We start from the raw sequence: 17,703 nt of genomic DNA on the forward strand, positions 1-17,703 counted from the left end.
TACCCCCATGTCTGACAACCCGTTCTCTAGAAACGGAATGTTAGCGGCATGGGGGTATTGTATATCCTATGATTATATGAGGTTTAAAACAGGTGATGATAGGTTAATGGTTAACCTGTTAGTTTATTTTGAAATTTTTCATGGCGGATTGAAGCTCTACAGCTTGTTCATGCAGATGACGAACTGTATTCGAATGGGAATCCATCTCGCTGAGCTGCAGGTCTGCTGTTGAAGCAATCTGTAACATGCTCTCACGAGATTTGGTCGTAATCTGTGCCGTTTCTTCAACGGATGCACTCACTTCTTCAGCACCAGCAGATACTTGTTGTGTAGAAGCAGAGACGGTCTGGATCGTCAGATTGACGTTCTGAATCAATTCATTCAGCTGCTGGAAGGCTGATCCTGCTTGTTGAACGACAGTTGTGCCTGAACCAATCTCCTGGGTTACACGGTTCATGGCGTCAACGGAGCGTTCAGCGTCTTCACGAATGGTACCCAGATAATCCGAAATTTCTTCGGTTGCTGTCTTGGATTGCTCGGCAAGTTTGCGAACTTCTCCAGCAACAACAGCGAATCCGCGGCCATGCTCTCCGGCACGTGCTGCTTCGATGGAGGCGTTGAGTGACAGCATGTTAATCTGTTTGGTGATCTCAAAAATGGAAGCAACAATGGTGCCGATGGCTACCGAACGTTCATTCATAGTTTCCACATAACGCAACGATTCGCTTGCTGTCTGGCCTACACGCTCCATCTGCTCAATGGCATTCTGAGCCAGTCGGTTACCGTTAACTGCCTCGTTGGCTGCTTCACTAATCTGGTCAGACACTTCAGCGGAAGAAGAAGCAATATGCATGATACCCTGCGTAATTTCTTCCATAGCTCTGGCGTTCTCGGATGCGCTTGACGCAATGCTGATGCTGCCTTTTTCGGCATCTTCTGCGGAGCGGCTGGAGTTTCGAACCATACCGGACATCGATTCAACCCGCTGAAGCAGGTCATTGGAGCCTGATACAACTTCATTGGACGTGGACAAGGCACGGCTAATCATTTCTTTCAGGTTATGCGTCATCGTCTGGAAGCTAGCGGCAAGCTGGGCAATTTCATCCTTACCTTTGATCTCTAGTTTAGCGGTCAGATCACCTTGGGATATTTGTTTGCTATGTTGGACGAGCTTGATGATTGGTTTGGTAACTCTTTTGATCATACTAGTGGAGATAAGCCAGCCGAGCACAAACACTAATGCTGTAATCCCCAGACACAACCAGAAAATCTGGGTAATCTTGTCTTGAATGAACTGGGCATCCATGCTCACAGCCATAATCATGTTACTTCCTGCAATGGGGATAAAGGCTGCTTTATGTACACCAAAGGAATCGGAGTAGACCTCACTGATTACCATTTCTTTGTTCTCAATAGCTGCATTCATTGCAGGTTCTACACTAATCTCATCCTGGGCTTTCATGCCTGAGGAAGAGTTGGCCACAACCACTTTGGCTGAGCCATCTTGAATAGCAACAACGTAAGCAGCATCCAGATTATGTTCTTTTGCTTTATCTGCCAGATACGATTCCACGGTCATGGCAGCACCTTCAGAACCGGCTCCGCCACTCTGTACCTGTAGGATTTTGGAAGCTGAAGTATTTTTGTATATATCCTGAATGGACGTGTTTAGGACTTTGTCAAACTGCGGGAGCACGTAGCTTTGAATAATATTCATCGAAACGGCGTAGAAACTGATACTGAACAACAGGGAAGCAACCAGCAGAACGAGGAATAAGGTGCCTCTGATTTTACCGGCAACGGTGCGATTACGAAACATATGATCATCCTTTCACGTCAAGTTCATTAACATTGTCGCTTTTCCGTATTCATAAGACCTATCTACCAATGAAGAAAGACCTAAATTATACATTGAGAAAACTTGGGAATAAGCGGATATACCTATATTACAAAATTAACCGGAGGTTGAATAGAACAATTTTCACGATTTGGTGTATTTTTTTCAGAAATACATGAATCTATTACATGCATATTACATAATATCAATTAATACCTACCAGAATAGTTTGTTATATGTTATATTGTAAAATGTCTTTGTCGGAAGTACAAAAGATAGAAGAGAAAACCGGATATGTTCCGGTTACACACATGCCTGAGGAGGATTTAAAGAAATGGATACTTTTCTAGTCATATTGAATGTAGTGGTTATGCTTGTTTTACTTGGCATCCTCTACTGGATGCAGAAAAAGCATATCTCCTTTACGAAACGCGTATTTGCGGGTCTGGGACTGGGGATTGTTTACGGGGTTATTCTTCAATTGGTGTACACATCAGGCTCTGATGTAGTTACAAAATCAGTCGATTGGTTCAATCTGGTCGGTTCAGGATATGTTCGTTTGTTACAAATGGTCGTGATCCCATTAATCATGGTGTCGATCATCTCAGCCATTATGAATCTGAAGGGCAAGCAAAATCTCGGCAAGATGAGTGTTTCCATTATTGCCATTCTGTTGATCACCACAGCGATTGCCGCAGGTGTCAGCATTGTAACGAGCCTTGGCTTTAACCTGACTTCCATTGAGATTCAAGGAGGAGACCGGGAGAATGCGCAGATTCAGAAGGTGGAGGAACGGCTTGTTGATGTGAAGGATCAGACAATCCCGCAGCAAGTGCTGGAATTCATTCCTTCGAATCCATTTGCAGATATGACAGGAGAACGTCGTACATCCACACTGGCGGTGGTTATCTTCTCTGCGTTCATCGGTGTAGCCGTACTTGGACTGGATCGCAAAAAACCTCAGCAGGCGGAGACGTTCCGCGGTATGGTTAATGCGGTATATGCGGTGGTTATGCGAATTGTTACGCTGGTGCTGAGGCTTACGCCTTACGGGATTCTAGCACTGATTACAAAGGTAACGGCGACAACCAATGCGGAAGAGATATTAAAGCTCATCAAATTCGTCATTGCGTCCTACGTGGCCCTCATCGTGATGTTTATTATTCACCTGATCATTATCTCGCTGTCCGGGTTCAACCCGATTACGTATTTGAAGAAGGTGCTGCCAACACTGGTATTTGCCTTCACATCCCGTTCAAGTGCAGCAGCGATCCCGCTGAATGTGGAGACACAGACGAAGAAACTCGGCGTATCGGACGGCATTGCGAACCTGTCTGCAAGCTTTGGTGCTACGATTGGGCAAAACGGCTGCGCCGGGATCTATCCGGCCATGCTGGCGGTGATGATTGCTCCGACGGTCGGCATCGACCCGCTGAGCTGGGACTTCATTGTGACTTTGATCCTCGTAGTCATGATCAGTTCGTTTGGTGTGGCTGGCGTTGGCGGCGGGGCAACCTTCGCTTCCCTGATCGTATTGTCCACCATGAATCTGCCTGTGGCTCTGGTTGGACTGCTCATTTCCGTGGAGCCGCTGATCGACATGGGCCGTACAGCGCTTAACGTGAACGGGTCCATGACTTCTGGACTTGTAACCAGCAAAATTTTGAAGGAAAACGATCGGGACACGTTTAACGATCAGAGCCGTGAGCTGGATTCTGCGGCTCAGGCTTAATTACAGAATGGATTAGATAGAAACTCACATTAAGATAGCTAGAGCCGTCTACAAATCAAGTGAGAAAAGCCGTCCTTCGGAGGAATCCGGAGGGCGGTTTTTTTACGGCAATCAAACTATGCTGTGCACAGTGGTGAAGCAGTCTTCTTTTTCTATACACGGTGCAAGGGGAATAGAGGTAGGAAAAACTAGTATGGTCGAGAGGGACACGGGAGGAGTATAGGCGGGTTCGTAGTCACTCAGGCACACTTGGAGTTATTTAGTTCTGTTCATGGGGCGAGAAATGTGATAGAGTATTCATGTTTTGGCCCTGAGCCAAACCGCGGTTCGTAACCATCCCGCGTAATCAAAACTAGGAAGGCAGTGTATGTATTTATGTTTAACTTAGGGTGGGGAGCAGTTTTTGTTCTCGTAACTTATGGATTTTTCCTGTTGTGTTACCGCTTGTTCGGTAAAAAAGGTCTCTATGCCTGGATTGGTGTGGCTACGGTTATAGCCAACATTCAGGTGACCAAAACGATAGATATCATGGGAATCGTACTGACGTTAGGCAACACGATGTATGTCAGCATGTACCTGACCAGTGATCTGCTCAATGAGAAATATGGACCAGGTGAGGCACGCAAAGCCGTATGGTTCGGTTTTTTCACGTTGATTATGACTACGGTTCTGATGCAGATGGTGTTGTTTTTTGAACCGGCACCAACGGACTTTGCACAGGATTCGATGAAAACATTGTTTGGTCTGCTGCCACGTCTGGCCCTCGGAAGTCTGACGGCATACTTCATCAGTCAGTTCTTGGATGTACGATTGTACTCCTGGTTACGCAAGGTAGCCCCAGGACGCAATCAGTTGTGGATACGCACCAACGGTAGTTCGATCATCAGTTCATTCGTGGATACACTGGTGTTCTGCGCGATCGCGTTTGCGTTCATCTACCCTTGGGATGTTTGGCTGGAAATCTTCCTGACGACGTATATTATTAAATTTGTATTAACTGCGGTTGGAACGCCGTTTCTGTATGCTGCACGCAGCTTTAAGTTTAAGGATGAGGCTTAGACAATATCGTTATGAGCGTGTATCATTAGCCAACGATGATTTCAACCAAAGGGGAATCGAACATGTACTCTACACTGCGTTATACACTGGAAAGCAATGGCACAACCTACGAGAATGATAGTATTAATGCCTCGTTATTGGTGGAGTTGATCTCCAATCTGGAATTGCATGAATACGTAGTACTTAAACCTTCGGAGCTGTTGGAGGGAAGTATGTATATGCAGGCTGCTGCGCTTGAGGAACCAGGGCAAATGGTGGCAGAGATTCGTTTGCAGGAAGGCGAGGACGGTTTCCGGCATTACAGCTACAGCACAACAGATCCAACCGGGATTATTCAATGGTTTCTGGATTACTGGGGGAAGCAACAGCTGCCACAGCTGGAGTCTTGGCAGGATATCACGCAAGAGTTTGGTTAATGGTAAATGAGTGAGCAGGAATAAGATTACGTAGAATGCAGACGGAGTAATCTAGGATATGCTTTGTATTAATTACAATCCCGCAACCCATGATATTCATGGATTTGCGGGATTTTTGTGTTCGCGTGTGTACTTTTCTGTATACAGGCCTGAGGCGTACGCAAAAGGAGTATATTATTTAGAAGATACAGTTCAGCACAGTTTGGTGCAGTTTAGTTCATGATGCATAAATATCGGCTGAGCATTGATGTATATGGGCTATTTTTGACATAGATCCAATTACATTAGTCGGTAAGGATTTGCAGTTCTTTTGGATATGTTGTCAGAACTTCCACACCCGTCTCGGTCACAATTACATCATCCTCAATGCGGACGCCGCCTGCTGCGGTATATATGCCCGGTTCAATCGTGAATACGGTACCTTCATTCAGGATGTCCATATTCTCTCCATGGAGAGAAGGATACTCATGTACGTCAATACCGAGTCCATGGCCTACTCTATGCATAAAACGTTCGCCGTATCCCGCTTCTTCCGTGACCTGGCGTGCTGCACGATCCACTTCAGCGCAGGTGATGCCTGGTTTCACGATTTGGATGGCAGTTTCGTTCGCTGCGAGCACGGTGTTATAGATGGTTTTGAGTTCAGGTGAGATGTCACCAAAAGCGAATGTACGCGTGATATCCGAAGCATATCCACCGGCATAGACACCCATGTCAAACATCAACAGGTCACCATGTTGCAGTTTCCGTTCACCTGGTGTACCGTGTGGCAGACCTGTTTTGGGTCCCGTGAGCACCATGGTATCAAAGGAAGGACCATCGGCACCCAGCTTTTTCATCTGATACTCCATCTCGGCGACAAGCTCGATCTCAGTTACGCCTGTACGAACATGAGAGAGTCCTTGACGCAATGTTTCTTCAATCAGATGAATGGCATGGCGAATGCGGGCTACCTCATCAGGTGTTTTTTTCACACGTAATGTGCGAAGCAGGGGGCCAACATCTTCAAAGCTGGCAGCACCCAGTGCGGCGGTCAGTTGCTCATAACGTGCGACCGTCACGTACTCTTTTTCGAGACCTACTCGACCCAAGCGCCCTTGATAACGTTCGAACAAAGCGTATGGATTATCCGTATCCGTGTGAGTGGCAATGTTGGATACCGAGGAAGCGGCAGCGGCAGCTTCAGCATCGAGCGCAGGTACAATCAACAGGGGCTCTTCGCCACGTGCGAGAACCAGACCTAGGAAGCGTTCATGCGGATTGCTCGCAAATCCGGTTAAATAGTAGATATGTTTTGGATCTGTGATCAGCATGGCGTCCAATCCTTGCCCGGACAGATCGGCTTCAAGACGAGATAAAGGGTTTTGATTCATAAGTGTAGTTGTCCACCTTTCCATTCATACTATCCTTCTATTATAAAAGATTATGATGGAATTCCAAACTGCGGTGATTTCATGTCCTCGGAATACCTTGAATTCTCGGTTTAAGCGGCTGGTGTGAAGGGTAATACAGGGCGAAACCGCTTTACAGATGAATAATAACACCTCAACTATAGAGAAAAAAACATTAACAATACGTTAAGCATGACTTATTTATTTTATACAAAAGAACGATATACGAAGGGAGATGTTATCATGAATAATCGAGTAACCGTTCCGCTGTATGCTTCATTATTAAGTGTAGCACTGTTAACCGCGTCATGTTCTTCAGGCGAACCCTCAACGGGAGGAGCAGAGCAGACGCCTCAGGGACAGGGAGCAGGTCAGGGACAGACAGCGAATGGAGGCAATACCGGTGCAAGTGGGAATGAGAGTGGAGCGCAGGGGGAGACGGTTATTCCGTATCAGACTTCCGTTCTGGTTGAAGGATTGAATGCACCGTGGGAGATTGTGAGTGTGCCTGATGGTCGGATGTTTGTAACGGAACGGCCTGGTGCGATTCGGGTCATCGAGGATGGAAAACTAGCCCCTGAACCACTGATTGAATTCTCAGCCCCGTTTAATGAAGAAGGTGAAGGAGGTCTGTTGGGTCTGGCAGCTGATCCGGACTTCGAGGAGAACGGTTATCTGTATGCGTACCACTCCTATCTGGAAGACGATGACATTGCGAATCGAGTGTTACGCCTCAAGGTGAATGATGGCAAAGCGGTCATAGATCAAGAGCTGCTTGGCAACATCCCAGGCGGAACAAATCATAACGGTGGGCGGATCAAAATTGGCCCGGACAAGTTGCTCTTTATCACGACAGGTGAACGTTATGAACCGGAACTGTCACAGAACAAAGATAGCCTTGGCGGTAAAATATTGCGGATTGGTCTCGACGGATCGATCCCGGCAGACAACCCATGGCCGAATTCACCTGTATACAGTATGGGACACCGCAACGCACAGGGACTGGCATGGAACCCGGACAACGGTTATCTGTATTCTACCGAGCATGGGCAGCGGAATCACGATGAGATTAACCGGATTGTAGCTGGAGAGAATTATGGCTGGCCTGAGGTGGAGGGAGACGACGATGGCAACGACGCATATCAGGCTCCGCTTGCACATAGTGGGAATGATACATGGGCGCCGTCTGGTGTAGCTTTTGTAGAAGAAGGTCCTTGGGCTGGATCTCTGATTGCTGCGAATCTGCGTGGAGAGCAGTTGCTGAAGGTTACTCTTTCGGAAGATGGCACACAGGTGAAGAAGGTGGAACCCCTCTTCGAAGATGAATGGGGTCGAATTCGCAATGTGAGTGCTGGCGAGGACGGGAAGTTATATGTGCTTACGAACAATCGGGATGGACGAGGATCGCCACGAGATGGAGATGACAAGCTGATAGTGCTTACTCCAGAGAGTTAAGTCTGGAGTCAGGGGAGATAAAATCAGTGTTGCAGGACAGTGTCGAACCGGATTGGTATCCCCGTAAGGGTGAGGATGAAGTAAGTTTAAAACGAACGGTTACCACTCAACTTGAGTCAAAGCCCTGAAGTGCCCTGAATCTGAATCGCATTCAATAAAATTTTTTCTAACGAACCTGACGCACCTTGAATAGAGGTTTGGTGGCGTTCGTAGTCTGAGATTCATTACAAACAACTCCAGTGCAGTAGTAGACGCACATGGTTAATTAATTAAAGGAGCTGTCTCCGTCAAATTCATGACATTTGGGGACAGCTCCTTGATTGTAATCTATGTGTCATCCTAATCTTGAATGAGCTACAACGCACAATGCCGCACGAAGAGAAACAGCGTTAATAGGATGCTTGTGTCATTCCAAAAATACTCACAGCTCCACGTTCTTTACTACTCTGCGCTCTCCGCAAGTGTGGCAATACGCTGAGTCGGATCATTTGTGTACTCTCCACCGTGATAACAGAGAACCTTATTGAGCTTAAGGTTGGTCAGTTTCTTCAGGCTTCGCATCGCTTCAGGCATGTCCGGTGTCGCTTGTGGTGCAGGGCCAACCAGTTCATCATCGACCACACGAAGTTCATCGGCAGCGAGCAGGAACTGTTGCTCCCCGAAATACAGGCAGATATGACCTGGCGTATGTCCCGGTGTATGAATGACCTGTGTACCACCTTGAAGGGGTAACAAGTCTCCGTCCGCCAGAGTTCTACTAATGTTCACTTCAGGCAGCTGCAAGAGCAGTTGGTCTGCCAGTGCCAAAACGGGCGCGGGCAGCAGAGCACGACGTTCAGGCGTGAATTTGATCAAAGGTTTCTCACCGGTTAGATATGGAATCTCATCGGCATGTGCCCAGATTTCAAGATCGGGAATGGCATCCAGAAGAGCGCCCAAGTTACCGATATGATCAATGTCCTGATGGGTAATAATCACCCGTTTGACGTCCGCGAGCTGTACGCCCTCATGTTCCAATGCGGATTGAAGTTCGGCAAATTGTCCAATCATGCCCGTATCCATCAGGGTAACGCCATCTGCATCACGAAGCATGACGGGGAATATGGGGCTGTTCCCGGAAGGTGTGGGAATCTGGAGATTTAGCACAGTAATCGAAGTTGTTGGATGGCTCATGGTTATCCGGACCGTAGTCCGGTACACCTCCTTTTCTTTTTAAGCGATGATTGTTGTTATTCAGGGCGATTATATTTCAAGTGTTTTCTATATTTTTTTACCGTATGGAGCAGCGCTTCGAACGTTTCTTCTTCATTACTGCCATCCTTAACGATGGAGACAAACGAGAAGTTATCATGAACAAGTTTGTTCCTCGTCTGATACACCAGACTAAGGGCTTCAGCGAAGTGTTCTTTTTCGGATTCCAGAGCAATGAACTCTTTACTCAGTTCGGCCTGAATAATCTCCATATTGGAGCGTGCACGGTAGGCAGGAGTTTTCATCAGCTGGGTCGAATTAAACTTTTTCTGATATACGTCTCTGTACAGTTGATGTAACATTTGTTCAGTAATGGCGCATAGTTCGATGACGAGTGAAGCATATCTTCGGTTTTTGCGTTTTCGGGTGAGATCACGCGTTTCTTCTTTGTCCAAAATACCGTATTTTTCATACAGCGTAGACTCAACGTTCTGCAAGATTTCCTGATATTCCTGTTCGAGTAGTGCGATTTCAAGTTTGGCTTGTTTTTTAACTTTTTTAAAATCTTCTTTGGTCAGCATACTTGTCCTCCCATGGAAACCGAGATGTGATCCTATCATTATCTCATATTGTCCGTCGTCGCGCCTCTAATTTCGGAACCTCAGGTTCAGAAGGGAAGTACCTCATGTCCAATCAGACAGCAATTGTAACAGGAGCTAACTCAGGTATGGGGTTGGCAACCACCATTGAACTTGCAAGACAAGGATATCGCGTAATCATGGCATGCCGCAGTGAGAAGCGCGGACAAGAGGCTCTTCAGGAAGCTGTGCGTCAGTCCGGCTCTTCTGCGATTGAATTGATGTTGTGTGACCTGGGTTCACTCGAAAGTATACGCCAGTTTGCCCGCACATTCCGCGAGCGTCATGATCGCCTTGACGTTCTGGTTAATAATGCAGGGGTAGTGATGGTTAAGCGGAAGGAAACCTCAGATGGGTTCGAACAAAGTATCGGTATCAACCATCTGGGGCACTTCCTGCTGACCTTACTATTGATAGAACCTCTGAAAGCCGCAAAGCAGGGGCGAATTGTGAACGTTTCGTCAGGTGCGTACAAGGCCGGCAAAATCCACTTCGAAGATCCACATCTGCACAAAGCTTATAATCCGATCAAAAGCTATGCTCAATCCAAGTTGGCTAACGTGCTGTTCACTCGTGCACTTGCTCGCAAAATGTCAGGTACATCTGTCACAGTGAACTGTCTACACCCTGGTGCGGTGGGAACGAGTATTGGCGTAGATCGTAATACCGGATTTGGCACACGTATTATGGCTTTTGCAGGTAAACTTCCATTCTTTCTGTCCCCTGAAGAAGGGGCGCGAACGGCTGTTTATCTGGCCACAAGCCCTGAAGTCGTCGGCATCACCGGGCGTTACTTCTATCAACAGAAAGAGCAGCAGCTGAAGAAACATGCCGTTGATGATGCTTCAGCTGAGCGTTTCTGGACATGGAGCGAAGAACAGGTTGGGCTAAAGCCTGACGAGAAGTTGTAATTCAGCACAAGCTGATGAGTGACCCATGAATAGAGTCGTTACATCTTTTATACTTTTGCCTTCACAGCTTGTTGGATCATTTCAATAACAGCTTCAATACGTTGGATGCCTTGATCTCCCTGACCGTATGCACGGACAGAGGCGGATGAGGCATTTTTCTCATTCTCACCAAGTACGAGCGAATAAGGCACTTTTTCCATCTGGGCTTCACGGATTTTGTACCCGAGCTTCTCGCTCCGCAGATCTGTTTCTACCCGAATGCCCGCAGCCCGGAGTTGGTTCTGTACTTGGAGCGCATAGTCTACATAATGATCCGATACAGGTAGGAGTTTCACTTGTACAGGTGCAAGCCAGAGTGGGAACGCTCCTGCGTAATGTTCAGTCAGGATGCCGATGAAACGATCGATGGAACCGTAGATGGCACGATGGATCACGACAGGACGGTGTTTCAGACTATCTTCTCCAATGTAAGTGAGGTCGAACTTCTCCGGCATTTGAAAATCAAGCTGGATTGTTCCGCACTGCCAGCTGCGTTTCAGCGCATCGAGGATATGAAAGTCAATTTTTGGTCCATAAAAGGCACCGTCTCCTTCGTTAATGCGATACTCCACGCCTCGACGATCTAGTACATTCTGCAAAGCTCTTTCAGCTTGATCCCACAGTTCTTCCGATCCCATGGAATCTTCCGGGCGAGTGGACAATTCAATCTTATATTCGAACCCAAAGATGTTGTACATACGTCCGATCAGTGAGATCGCCTGATTAATCTCGTCCTCGATCTGCTCTGGCATGACGTATAGATGGGCATCATCCTGGCAGAATGTCCGCACACGCATCATACCGTTCAGGGCACCTGAGAATTCATGGCGGTGAACCTGACCAAATTCCATCATGCGAATGGGTAATTCGCGATAGGAATGAAGTGTGTTTTTGAAGATCAGCATGTGCCCAGGACAGTTCATCGGTTTCAGTGCAAAAGTCGCATCGTCCACTTCCGAGAAATACATGTTGTCCTTGTAATGCTCCCAATGGCCGGATTGCTCCCACAGCCGGTTGTTCATCATGAGAGGAGTCCGAACCTCCTGATAACCTTCCTGTAATTGCAGCTCACGCGAGAATTGCTCCAGTTCAGTGCGAACAGTCATACCTTTGGACAGATAAAAGGGCATGCCAGGTGCTTCTTCGGAGAACATGAACAGTTCGAGCTCTTTGCCAAGTTTACGGTGATCTCGTTTCTTCGCTTCTTCAAGCATGTGCAAGTGTTCATCCAGTTGGGCTTTGTTCGGGAAAGCAGTGCCGTAGATGCGTTGTAGCATCTTATTATCCGAGTTACCCCGCCAGTACGCACCAGCCACATTCAGCAGCTTGAACGCTTTGATCCGACCAGTGGATGGAAGATGGGGACCGCGACACAGATCGAAGAACTCTCCTTGATCATAGATTGAAAGTTCGGCGTCCTCTGGCAAATCCTGAATGAGTTCAAGCTTATAGGGGTCTTGGATCTCTCCGAAGATCCGGAGGGCTTCCTCCCGGTTAACGACCCGGCGACTGATCTTATGATTCTCCTGAATGATTTTGTTCATTTCCCGCTCGATGGCAGCCAAATCACTGATGGACAAGGCATGCTCCAGATCAACATCGTAATAGAATCCATCTTCAATGACTGGGCCGATACCCAGTTTCACTTGTTCTGCACCGTAGATGCGTTTGAGTGCCTGTGCGAGCACATGTGCTGCGCTATGACGATAACGATATAGACCTTCCGCACTGTCCAAAGTAACGATAACAAGTTCGCAATCTTGCTTGAGCACCCAATCGAGATCGACATTTTGACCATCTACAATACCGCCAATAGCCTGTTTTCCCAGGCTTGTGCTGATGGATGAGGCGACCGCACCGACAGTGATGCCTGCTTCGTAAGAACGTACCGCGCCACCTTGCAGACGGACCTCAATGGAATGGCTGGATTGTTGAAGATCATTTGCTTGGTTGTTAATTTCGTTACCTGATTTGTTGCTTGCTGAGTTACTGTTTTCCTGTTTGCTCATGTGAACCACTCTCCATTTCTTAAAATGAAAGCGCAAAAAACACCCGTCCCGGAAAAGGGACGAGTGCGCTTGGCTCGTGGTTCCACCCTAATTTGGTTATGGTGCACCCTGATCTCGACCAGCCGTCGTGAACAGGAAACATCATAACCCTCATTGGAATCCGTTATCGGGGATCAGACGGTGGACTCTACTGGCAGCATGCCGAACATCCGAAGGAGGTCCGAAATGCTGAGGTTGGAGGTCACGGCTGCAGAGGGGTAATTCCGGTCCGTTCGCTGAAGAAGGTTTCACCAATCCCCTCTCTCTCTGGGCAGCACGCAAACGAAATCATGTCTCTGGTCATCGCCAAATATGTTAGATCAACTCATTCAAATTATTCTGAAATATGTTGCATTCAATATCAATATATTGGAACAGGTGTTGTTGAGTGTCGATTATATAGACTGAAAATGGAAAGGTCAAGTGGAACATTTTAATTGGTTTCGGACGGCCCATCCCATATTAAGCGAATGATCGTTCCTTCACCAGGGGTGGACTGTACCTCAATACGACCATTCATGGCTTCGATCAAACCTTTGGTTACCGCCATGCCCAGCCCTGATCCAACGTCCGATGTACCTGTATCTGTACCGCGATAGTATCGTTCAAATAACTTCCATACCATCTCGGAGTCCATGCCTCTTCCATTATCGGCAAACTGAATGCTGAATTCATCTACCTGCTTACCAGAATGCACACTGACAACCAGGATGGACTCGGGCGGATTATGAAGAAGGGCATTGGCAGTCAGATTATCCACAATTCGTTCAAACGACGGAATATGGACAAGTCCATACACAGGCACTTCGGAAGGTTGGAATAGGATGCGACCTTCCCCATATGCAGGATTCCGTTCGGCGCGCTGGATCAGATCACGAAGCAACGCATTTACGTCAGTCTCTTCAACCACAGGTTGATATCCTCCGCTGCGTAATCGATAGGTCATGGCAAGGTCGTTGACAAGCCTGTCCATATACATGGACTTATCGAGCATTATGCCTGCGAATTCCCTGACTTCCTCCGCGGTCCAGCTATACTTATCCGCCTCAAGCATATGAGCATATCCCTGAATGGAGGAGAGGGGTGTCTTCAGGTCATGTGTTATGCCAGCAATCCACTCCTCGCGTAGTGAATCGGTCTGTTTCCGAAGTTCTTCATCTTGTTTCAATGTGTGAGACAAGGCCTGCATGGAGCGGAGCACCTCAGCATAAACGTGATATTTCCGTTTCCATTTTCCGTTACGACGCTGGCTGCGAGGCACTCCTAAAGCTCCGGTGGGTTCCTCGTAATGCCCTCGCTCCAGACGCTGTAACCATTGGAGCATATGCAGCATGGGTGAGCCGAATCGATTGGCATACCAGAAGGCAAGCAAGATGAGCAGAATGATGATGGATACAATCAATACAACCAATGCCGGTTCCAGAATAAAATTGTAGGGGTTCTGATCAGTGTTCACCGCTGGATCACCAGGGATGCTAATCAGCCAGGTAGTTTCATTTTGTTCGTCGTACCACGTTGCAACAGACATACCTGATCGACTCGGATAGCGAACTTGCAGAACAAGTTCCTGAATGGTGTATTCGCTAGGTACGCCCATGTCCGGTTTGTTATAGGAGGAGAGCTCGCGTCCTGACGCGTCCAATACTTGAAGATAAGCATTGGCGGCACGGAGGGCCTCCTGTTGGTCGGTCTTAAGATCAAGCTTCCCGTTGGTGAAAGCAAGGTCTGAACGAATCTTATTCATTAAGGACTTGGCCGGGTTACTCTCACCATATAACAAGGTGAATTCCTTCCCGTTTTTCTCCCGGATTAGCATGACGATCTGATAAGGGAAGGGCTTTTGGCTTTCCCAGTATGCAATCAATTCTCCCGGTTTATAGTGAGTAGGAACATCGGCCGGGGTGTGGTATGCATCTATGGCGTAACCTTGTTCATCCAGAACTTGCAGCCAGCCTTGATATTTATCTACTTGCTTCAGCAATTCGGGGTCATATCGGATGGTATCATCCGGCATGATCTCTGCTGTATTAATTAATTGGTCCAGACCGTTGGCAGCAAAATCATCTACCAGATTCACTTCATTTACCTTTTGTACGACCCAGTAAGTGGCTACAGACCCAAGCAGGATGATAAGAACAACTGCACCGGCAAGCATCCCGATAAACCGGGTCATTAACCTGCGACGAATACTCATGGGCGTGACACATGTTCCGGCTGAATCAGTTTGTAACCCAGACCCCGGACGTTGACGAGAAACACCGGATTGGAAGGATCGGCTTCAATGCGCTCCCGAATGCGGTGAATATGAACCATCACGGTATTATCATCACTAATGGCTTCAGAGCCCCAGACTCGCTCATAGAGGTCTGATTTGGTGAAGATTCGATTGGGATGTTTGCAGAAAAAGAGTAGCAGTTGAAACACAAGTGCCGGACAGGGTACGGGCTCACCTTCAACCCGAAGTTCACCAGCCCACTCCAGTACCTGGAATCGTCCAAAATCGTACACGCCTTCCGATGTGCAGCGAGATGACGTATTTACGTTAGATGGGTTGTGATCCGAGATCGCTGCGGTTTTAGAAGGTAAATAACGCTTCAGTAATGATTTAATTCGAGCAACCACTTCCAGAGGATTAAAGGGTTTGGCAACATAATCGTCGCCCCCAACGGCGAACCCGGTTAATTTGTCATAATCCGTTGTTTTGGCCGTCAGAAACAGGATGGGAGCATCGGTGACCTGCCGTAGAAAAGGACAGATTTCCAGTCCGCTTTTGCCAGGAAGCATGATGTCGAGCACGATGCAATGATACGTCTTGTTGTTGCATGCCTCAATGGCAGCTTCGCCTGTTGTAACGGTATCAATATCGAGAAACTGCTCTTTGAGCAGAACGGTTTTGAGCATATGCAGAATAGCCTGTTCATCATCCACAAGCAGTAATGAGACGTTATCCATAGTTTAAAAATGACCTCCTGATCCTTCCGTTGTGTGTATTGCTAATCATACCATCCAAGAAGGCTGTATAGTGTATGAGCTATCTTAACGGAATCTTAATTATGCAGCCTCAAAAGGCGTTGCAAGTTTAACTACATGTAAGATGGGGTTAGACGAAGGATAAGACTCATTCTGTACACTTAACTGGAAAGTATAACGATTAACGGAAAGGGATGTTGAGAATGAACAGAGAAGGTCATCTGAAATCAAAACAAAATACACAATTGAAATTGCAGAATAAAAGGGGGTGGAAGGTGCTTGCGATTACCCTTGGAGCTTGCGTGATATTGTCTGCTTGCGGCAACAGCAACTCCATTACTTCCGACCAGGCGGAGCAGCAGTCAGCCGAACAGGCATCCAATACAAATAAAGAGGGTGAGAACACTCATCAGGAACAGGATTCTGCTTCAGCAGGAACTGCAATGGTTACACCCGACAATTTTGTTGATACCCTCATGAAGGGTTCCAGTGAAGATATTTACCGTCAGTTGAGTCCTCAAATGAAGGAAGCGATCACACTTGAAAATCTTAAAACGTCTGCTGACGAGTTCCTGGAAGGAGTAACTTCCCTGGATCAAGTGTTCGCAGCTGAGATGAACAATCTGACCGAGTTCGCCTGGAAGGATCAAACAGGGACAAAAGGGATTCGAGCCTATTTTACCGAGGCCAATCAGATTGATGGTCTGTTGATCCAGCCGCTGGAAACCCATAAGAATACAGATCAAAAGTTCACCAAAACTGAATTCCATTTCCCTTTAAAGGGTGAATGGTATGTGTTCTGGGGAGGTAACGATGTGATGTCGAACTATCATTATGAGCATGAAACACAGCGCTATGCGCTGGATATCATTCGTTCAAAAGAAGGTTTTAGCTATAACGGGGATGCCAAGGTGAACGCAAACTACCATGCTTTTGGTCAACCACTCTATGCTGCTGCGGACGGAACAGTTGTCGATACCAAAAATGACATACCAGACAATATACCCGGCGTCATGAATCCCGAAGAGCCAGCGGGGAATTATGTGGTGATCGACCATGGCAACAATGAATACAGCATCACAGGACACATCAAGGAAGGTACTGTCTCGGTCAAAAAAGGAGATAAGCTCAAGCAGGGAGACCCTATCGGTGAGCTTGGTAATTCGGGGAACTCCAGTGAAGCTCATCTGCATTTCCAGGTGTCGGATGGCCCGGATCTGTTCACATCTCGCTCAATTAACATTCGTTGGGCAGACCAGACTCAGCAGTTAACTCGTGGGAACACAATTCAGGGACTTCCAGAGTAATGATGGAGTAATTCTCTGTCAGAATGTTAGAGGTGACGAAGGCTTCTATTTTCCATTATAATATCCTCTATGATAATAGAACGATCTGGAATGATGGAGGAATAGTGATGAAACTGGAAGATGTGCAGATTGAATATGCGCGCCTGGAGGACTTGCCGAGGATTGTGGAAATTTATAATTCTACCATTGAGGGCCGTATGGCAACAGCGGATTTGGAGCCGGTGACGGTGGAGCAACGTTTGCCTTGGTTCGAGGAACATACACCCGATCATCGTCCGCTTTGGGTGATGAAGCAAGCAGGACAGGTGGTAGCTTGGGCAAGTCTCAGCTCGTTCTATGGACGCCCTGCGTATAACGGAACGGTGGAAGTCAGTGTATACGTCGATCAGCAATGCCGCGGAATTGGGGCTGGCGGACGTTTGCTTGAAACGGTATTTGAGGCGTGTCCTGCACTTGGGATTACGACCATTCTCGGATTTGTCTTTGGGCATAACGAACCGAGTCTGGGGTTATTGCGCAAGCATGGTTTTGAACAGTGGGGATATTATCCCGAAGTTGCCGTACTGGATGGTGTGAATAGAGATCTGGCGATTTTGGGCAAAAAAATATAAGTGTCGTTCTTATTCGTAGGATAAGAACATTGAAAACCTTCAACCTAAATTAATAGGATTGGAGGTTTTTTGTCGTTCAACTATATTCTTTGCTATGT

14 protein-coding genes are annotated in these 17,703 nt (G+C 47.2%); 7 read left to right on the forward strand and 7 right to left on the reverse strand.

The window, feature by feature from the left end; translation table 11 throughout:
* Positions 1–118 precede the first annotated feature (118 nt).
* Positions 119–1,819: a methyl-accepting chemotaxis protein gene (locus AC4E8D_RS07470; protein WP_405131642.1), complete on the reverse strand. Its 1,701-nt coding sequence runs from the start codon at positions 1,817–1,819 to the stop codon at positions 119–121.
* A 352-nt stretch (positions 1,820–2,171) separates the two neighbouring features.
* On the opposite strand from AC4E8D_RS07470, the gene AC4E8D_RS07475 reads away from it, so the two are divergent.
* The 3 genes from AC4E8D_RS07475 to AC4E8D_RS07485 all read left to right on the forward strand — a co-directional run bounded on the left by AC4E8D_RS07475 (position 2,172) and on the right by AC4E8D_RS07485 (position 5,044).
* Positions 2,172–3,569, forward strand: coding sequence for an L-cystine transporter (locus tag AC4E8D_RS07475; RefSeq protein WP_237176479.1), 1,398 nt, complete (start codon positions 2,172–2,174; stop codon positions 3,567–3,569).
* A gap of 375 nt (positions 3,570–3,944) precedes the next feature.
* The gene (locus AC4E8D_RS07480; RefSeq protein ID WP_221819238.1) at positions 3,945–4,628 is read left to right on the forward strand and encodes a queuosine precursor transporter; all 684 of its coding nucleotides are present in this window, start codon (positions 3,945–3,947) and stop codon (positions 4,626–4,628) included.
* A 62-nt stretch (positions 4,629–4,690) separates the two neighbouring features.
* Positions 4,691–5,044, forward strand: a complete 354-nt coding sequence (locus tag AC4E8D_RS07485; RefSeq protein WP_221819240.1) for a hypothetical protein — start codon at positions 4,691–4,693, stop codon at positions 5,042–5,044.
* Between the two features lie 284 nt (positions 5,045–5,328).
* Here the strand turns inward: AC4E8D_RS07485 and AC4E8D_RS07490 are convergent, their stop codons facing one another.
* Entirely contained in the window at positions 5,329–6,417 is a 1,089-nt protein-coding gene (locus AC4E8D_RS07490) for a M24 family metallopeptidase (RefSeq protein ID WP_490206011.1), read from the reverse strand.
* Positions 6,418–6,678: 261 nt separating this feature from the next.
* On the opposite strand from AC4E8D_RS07490, the gene AC4E8D_RS07495 reads away from it, so the two are divergent.
* The gene (locus AC4E8D_RS07495) at positions 6,679–7,890 is read left to right on the forward strand and encodes a PQQ-dependent sugar dehydrogenase (protein ID WP_490206012.1); all 1,212 of its coding nucleotides are present in this window, start codon (positions 6,679–6,681) and stop codon (positions 7,888–7,890) included.
* A 441-nt stretch (positions 7,891–8,331) separates the two neighbouring features.
* Here AC4E8D_RS07495 and AC4E8D_RS07500 read toward each other — a convergent pair whose 3' ends face one another.
* Positions 8,332–9,063, reverse strand: coding sequence for an MBL fold metallo-hydrolase (locus tag AC4E8D_RS07500; RefSeq protein WP_490206013.1), 732 nt, complete (start codon positions 9,061–9,063; stop codon positions 8,332–8,334).
* Positions 9,064–9,119: 56 nt separating this feature from the next.
* Positions 9,120–9,662 carry a hypothetical protein gene (locus AC4E8D_RS07505; protein ID WP_490206014.1) on the reverse strand — a complete coding sequence of 181 codons (543 nt, stop codon included), beginning with the start codon at positions 9,660–9,662 and terminating at the stop codon, positions 9,120–9,122.
* A 104-nt stretch (positions 9,663–9,766) separates the two neighbouring features.
* Between AC4E8D_RS07505 and AC4E8D_RS07510 the strand changes: the two genes are divergently transcribed.
* Positions 9,767–10,630: an SDR family oxidoreductase gene (locus AC4E8D_RS07510; RefSeq protein ID WP_339307361.1), complete on the forward strand. Its 864-nt coding sequence runs from the start codon at positions 9,767–9,769 to the stop codon at positions 10,628–10,630.
* Positions 10,631–10,677: 47 nt separating this feature from the next.
* On the opposite strand, the gene thrS is transcribed toward AC4E8D_RS07510, so the two are convergent.
* The 3 genes from thrS to AC4E8D_RS07525 form a co-directional block, all read right to left on the reverse strand.
* On the reverse strand, positions 10,678–12,678 hold the full coding sequence (thrS, locus tag AC4E8D_RS07515) for a threonine--tRNA ligase (RefSeq protein ID WP_339307363.1): 2,001 nt from the start codon (positions 12,676–12,678) through the stop codon (positions 10,678–10,680).
* Between the two features lie 472 nt (positions 12,679–13,150).
* On the reverse strand, positions 13,151–14,911 hold the full coding sequence (locus tag AC4E8D_RS07520; protein WP_339183005.1) for a sensor histidine kinase: 1,761 nt from the start codon (positions 14,909–14,911) through the stop codon (positions 13,151–13,153).
* Positions 14,908–15,669: a response regulator transcription factor gene (locus AC4E8D_RS07525; protein WP_339183007.1), complete on the reverse strand. Its 762-nt coding sequence runs from the start codon at positions 15,667–15,669 to the stop codon at positions 14,908–14,910. Before AC4E8D_RS07525 ends, AC4E8D_RS07520 begins: the two co-directional genes overlap by 4 nt.
* Positions 15,670–15,890: 221 nt before the next feature.
* On the opposite strand from AC4E8D_RS07525, the gene AC4E8D_RS07530 reads away from it, so the two are divergent.
* Entirely contained in the window at positions 15,891–16,994 is a 1,104-nt protein-coding gene (locus tag AC4E8D_RS07530) for a M23 family metallopeptidase (protein WP_339183009.1), read from the forward strand.
* Positions 16,995–17,101: 107 nt separating this feature from the next.
* Positions 17,102–17,605, forward strand: coding sequence for a GNAT family N-acetyltransferase (locus AC4E8D_RS07535; RefSeq protein ID WP_339183011.1), 504 nt, complete (start codon positions 17,102–17,104; stop codon positions 17,603–17,605).
* Positions 17,606–17,703: the final 98 nt, after the last annotated feature.

It is taken from the genome of Paenibacillus sp. SRL342 (assembly GCF_984798905.1).

Coding starts and splice junctions, on each gene's coding strand:
- AC4E8D_RS07470 (WP_405131642.1), bottom strand. CDS start 1,819: ATGTTTCGTAATCGCACCGTTGCCGGTAAAATCAGAGGCACCTTATTC.
- AC4E8D_RS07475 (WP_237176479.1), top strand. CDS start 2,172: ATGGATACTTTTCTAGTCATATTGAATGTAGTGGTTATGCTTGTTTTA.
- AC4E8D_RS07480 (WP_221819238.1), top strand. CDS start 3,945: ATGTTTAACTTAGGGTGGGGAGCAGTTTTTGTTCTCGTAACTTATGGA.
- AC4E8D_RS07485 (WP_221819240.1), top strand. CDS start 4,691: ATGTACTCTACACTGCGTTATACACTGGAAAGCAATGGCACAACCTAC.
- AC4E8D_RS07490 (WP_490206011.1), bottom strand. CDS start 6,417: ATGAATCAAAACCCTTTATCTCGTCTTGAAGCCGATCTGTCCGGGCAA.
- AC4E8D_RS07495 (WP_490206012.1), top strand. CDS start 6,679: ATGAATAATCGAGTAACCGTTCCGCTGTATGCTTCATTATTAAGTGTA.
- AC4E8D_RS07500 (WP_490206013.1), bottom strand. CDS start 9,063: ATGAGCCATCCAACAACTTCGATTACTGTGCTAAATCTCCAGATTCCC.
- AC4E8D_RS07505 (WP_490206014.1), bottom strand. CDS start 9,662: ATGCTGACCAAAGAAGATTTTAAAAAAGTTAAAAAACAAGCCAAACTT.
- AC4E8D_RS07510 (WP_339307361.1), top strand. CDS start 9,767: ATGTCCAATCAGACAGCAATTGTAACAGGAGCTAACTCAGGTATGGGG.
- thrS (WP_339307363.1), bottom strand. CDS start 12,678: ATGAGCAAACAGGAAAACAGTAACTCAGCAAGCAACAAATCAGGTAAC.
- AC4E8D_RS07520 (WP_339183005.1), bottom strand. CDS start 14,911: ATGAGTATTCGTCGCAGGTTAATGACCCGGTTTATCGGGATGCTTGCC.
- AC4E8D_RS07525 (WP_339183007.1), bottom strand. CDS start 15,669: ATGGATAACGTCTCATTACTGCTTGTGGATGATGAACAGGCTATTCTG.
- AC4E8D_RS07530 (WP_339183009.1), top strand. CDS start 15,891: ATGAACAGAGAAGGTCATCTGAAATCAAAACAAAATACACAATTGAAA.
- AC4E8D_RS07535 (WP_339183011.1), top strand. CDS start 17,102: ATGAAACTGGAAGATGTGCAGATTGAATATGCGCGCCTGGAGGACTTG.